The organism is Clostridiaceae bacterium (assembly GCA_012840395.1).
Classification (GTDB): Bacteria; Bacillota; Clostridia; order Acetivibrionales; family DULL01; genus DULL01.
Window position 1 is genome coordinate 1 of record DULL01000050.1, and the last position, 4,019, is coordinate 4,019.

Sequence of the window (4,019 nt, forward strand, 5' to 3'; positions counted from 1 at the left end):
ACAGTGGTGGGGTGCCGCCCAGGCTGACAAACCATATGGGAGATGCTTGTTGTCAAGGGCATTCCGGAAATACGCGATATCAGGATGATTCTTTGCTTCTTTTCCCTACAGTAAATTAACGCTATCTTTTTGTAAGGTTAAGTAAGTCAAAATTAATTAAATATGCTATAATTCTATAATAGATTTGTCAAATTCATAGACAATAATTACGTTAAAAAAACAGGAGTATAGGTGAACAGGAGTATAGGTGCATAAATGAGTACAATAAGAATTGATGAAACATTATTTTATAATAAGCCTGCTGAAGGCAACAGATTGGATAAGGAAATAGCCGTATATGATATTTTAGAAAAGTTGGAAATACCGTATATCGGAGTTGATCATGATCCGGCATATACTATCGAAGACTGTCTAAAAATAGAAGCAGTGTTAGGCACTGAAATATGTAAAAACCTATTCTTACGCAATGGACCAAAAACTGAATTTTATCTATTACTGATGTCTGGCAATAAAAAGTTCATTACAAAGAATGTATCAAAACAAATTGGTAGCTCAAGGTTATCCTTTGCCGAAGCAGAATATATGGAAAAATACCTGAATATTACCCCTGGTGCTGTCAGTATTTTAGGATTAATGAATGACAAAGAGTATTGTGTTCGTTTGCTTATGGATAAGGATATTTATGAGTCTGAATATATTGGTTGCCACCCCTGCGTAAATACATCCAGCCTTAAAATCAAAACTTCTGATATTTTACAGAAATTTCTGCCTTATACCGGACACCAGCCATTTATAGTTGAATTATAAAGGCAGAAGGCTATAGCTAGCAAAATTATCAGCTAAATCATTACTATTTCATCATATCCCAACCTGGGCAGGAATCCAACTTGACCTGTAGAAAGGACTTGGACATAATCGTAGATTTGTATACCTCCTACAGGTCCTTCTTCACCAGTGGGGCTTGGAATTCTCCACTTCATTACTATTACAGGTGTGCCTTCATGTAATAGTACAAATGGTGACGTATATACCGGATTCACAAATAATCTGTTATTTTCCCCAATAGTTACATGGACTCTTTTCCCGATATCCTTTACCAATCTTATCCTTTTTAATGCTAAAGTTGCAATGTTTACTACACTTTCATCAGGATCCTTTAGCATTTGAGTTAGGCTCCATATAACTTTATCTCCATCAGCTATTCTTCCCAGGCTTAAAACTGTGAAAAATCGTACTTCCGGGCAGGGATGATTAAGTAATTTAGTTAAATAGGTCATCCCCTTATACCCCAGAGCCTGCCATAAAAATGTGCCAATATAGTATATTCCATGTATTTGCAGAGAAGACATTTGGCCACAGTACTTGTCTCCTGTTGATTTCCAAGTATTAAATAATTCTTCTGGAACCGGGATATCATAGGTAATCAGCAATTCTGTCCCTGGATAGATAAGATCAGGATTTTTTATATCATTTCCCTCTATTAAATTATCAACAGTTGTATTAAGTTGAGCAGCTATACAATATAAACTATCTCCTGGCAAAACAATATAATAAGGGTGTCCACCAGCTTTTAGTAATTCATGGTTTGAATGGTTTGATTCAGGAATTATTAATGGCTGACCAGGGAAAATAATATTTGGATTGCAGATAACATTAGCATTCAGAATATCTTGAACAATCACATTAAACCTTCTGGCTATGCTATATAAAGTATCCCCGTTGCCTACGAAATATAACATACAATCTCTCCTTACGATATAACAAATACACTATATACTATGAAAATTTAGAGATTGTGTTAAATGAAATGTGCTTAATTAATATGTTTATTAAATTATAACTGGGCAGATTAAGAAGTACAAAATATGCAAAAAAAGAAGGACTGTCCCCTACTTTTCCCACAACAGTTTGCCATCTCTATCGCTTATTTCTGTTAGAGTTCTAATTTGAAAGTCACCAAACTCTTTATCAGGATTACCATTCTCATCTATTCTAAAAGCACTAATTACATACTTATATACTAAACCATTGCGGTCAGTTATAAGCAAATAATCAGTATGTATATCTTTGGCAATAAGTTTAACACTATCCTTAACATCAAATTGTACACCATAATTATTCCTTAGTTCATTTAAGGACTTTTCCTCGATAATTTTTCCATTAACTTCACGTATATATTGAATATGTTCAGTATAATTATCATTTTTGCTAAATATGTCAATATTAATTTTTCCTTCTCTGGAGTAATTGCCATCGCTACGGCTATACTTCGTCTGTCCATTAAACCCCCCATCTATATGCAGTAAATACCTTTCTCTCATATTATAGTAATAAGAATTATCAAAGGTTTCTGTAGTATTTTTTTCTCCATCTGTGACAACTATCTTAACTTCATCAGGCTGAAAATTCTCAAACACACTTATTTGAGTATCTAATTCAAACGAAGCGTTTTTTCGTGTCATTGGTAGAATTTTATCATTCCAAATAAGCTCAGCAGTAATCGTATCTGACATAATCTTTGGAGTAACCTCAATATGCAGAGGAACCTTTAAACTCTGACTGTCCAGATCTCCAAGCTCAACCGCTATATTGTCAAATATACTGGCCTGCTTTTTTAATTGTTTATCTACATTATCATAAATATTGTTTATTTCACTTCTTATTCTGTTGGATTCATTGTTAATTTCTCTACGGTTTTCCTGAACTTTTAATTCAAGATAATTAACCTTCTGAAAAAGGTATATATTACTGATTATCAGAGATATTATAACAATATATCCTAATGTTTTTCTTTTCCTAGACATTTTTAACTTCCTCTTCTACTCACTCATTAAATTGTATTCCTTTTATAGAATAGTACATCTCATGATACGAAAGCCAGCTATACTTGCATATAAACCGATAATAAGCATAATTTATAGTAATAAACTTATGCATTATATTAATCAAAGTGTTTCCAATATGCAAGTATTATTTCTTCAACTTTTGAGTCCGAGGCAATGTTGCTATTTATTACGGCATTATCTGATTTGTCAAAATCAAAAATCATGACAGTTCCATCCCCTACAAGGTACCAACCTTCCAGTATCTCATCACTGTGTCTGCTTTTAGCTTCTTCAAATTTTGGTTTATATGCATTAAATACAGTTTCTGCATCATCACCAACTTTGATTCCCATGTCAGTCTGAAAATCCGGATTTTTTGATGTAACACTCAGTACCTTCCCTGTCGTTTCCCCTATCCTTATAACAATACCATTATCATAACTCCAAACAGTTATATCCTCACCCATAATCCCAAAATAATCAGGTTCAGTAGATTCAATATAATTATCACCAAGAATATTGACAACCATTTCCGGGGAATATCCCAGAGATATTCCTCCAAGGCTTGAAACATTTGCAGTCTCTTGATTTGAAGCATCAGAACTATTTATCTCGTTTTTGTCCTTTTCAATTTCATTTTGGTTTTCGGATATTTTATTTTTGTTATATTCGATTCTATTTTTTTCATCAACATATTTAGAACAACCATAAAGTATAAGCAGCGACACTGTTAGAACAATTAAAATTGTCTTTTTTATCATAACTATCTATCTCCTTTTATCTTTGTTCCCAGTCTTTACGAGTTAAGGCTCTTGGCTCATGCTCCTCTCCTGCCAGCCAGGACCAGAACGCATTCTTATCCAATATATCTCTGAAATTGACAAAATCAATGATATCTGTTTTTCCATCCTCGCTGTATTTTATTCTCTTAAGATATATAGCTATCCTTTCTGTTTCACTTGTTTCGTTCTTGTTGAAAATAGCAGCCATCGAATGTGTACTTAATTATATAGACGCGCTAATACAGAAAACGTTTCAAAAAACTTCTTTTCTAAAATTACCATCTCAGTTAGATAATAGCCTTATAATAAAAAGCTGTCCAACAAATTCTATATTTACTGGACAGCTTCATTTCATATAATTCTTCTAAAATAATTATACTGTTAGAACAAATATTCTTCTATTTGTTATTAA

Annotated in this window: 5 protein-coding genes; 1 reads left to right on the forward strand and 4 read right to left on the reverse strand. The window is 33.0% G+C overall.

Going from position 1 to position 4,019, the window contains the following annotated elements; genetic code table 11:
* Positions 1-255 precede the first annotated feature (255 nt).
* Entirely contained in the window at positions 256-807 is a 552-nt protein-coding gene (locus GXX20_06300; protein ID HHW31270.1) for a prolyl-tRNA synthetase associated domain-containing protein, read from the forward strand.
* 32 nt (positions 808-839) lie between these two features.
* On the opposite strand, the gene GXX20_06305 is transcribed toward GXX20_06300, so the two are convergent.
* The 4 genes from GXX20_06305 to GXX20_06320 all read right to left on the reverse strand — a co-directional run bounded on the left by GXX20_06305 (position 840) and on the right by GXX20_06320 (position 3,815).
* Positions 840-1,739 carry a LysM peptidoglycan-binding domain-containing protein gene (locus GXX20_06305; GenBank protein HHW31271.1) on the reverse strand — a complete coding sequence of 300 codons (900 nt, stop codon included), beginning with the start codon at positions 1,737-1,739 and terminating at the stop codon, positions 840-842.
* 150 nt (positions 1,740-1,889) lie between these two features.
* Positions 1,890-2,804 carry a hypothetical protein gene (locus tag GXX20_06310; GenBank protein ID HHW31272.1) on the reverse strand — a complete coding sequence of 305 codons (915 nt, stop codon included), beginning with the start codon at positions 2,802-2,804 and terminating at the stop codon, positions 1,890-1,892.
* A 137-nt stretch (positions 2,805-2,941) separates the two neighbouring features.
* Positions 2,942-3,586: a hypothetical protein gene (locus GXX20_06315; protein ID HHW31273.1), complete on the reverse strand. Its 645-nt coding sequence runs from the start codon at positions 3,584-3,586 to the stop codon at positions 2,942-2,944.
* A 16-nt stretch (positions 3,587-3,602) separates the two neighbouring features.
* Complete coding sequence (locus GXX20_06320) at positions 3,603-3,815, reverse strand: hypothetical protein (protein ID HHW31274.1); 213 nt, start codon at positions 3,813-3,815, stop codon at positions 3,603-3,605.
* Positions 3,816-4,019: the final 204 nt, after the last annotated feature.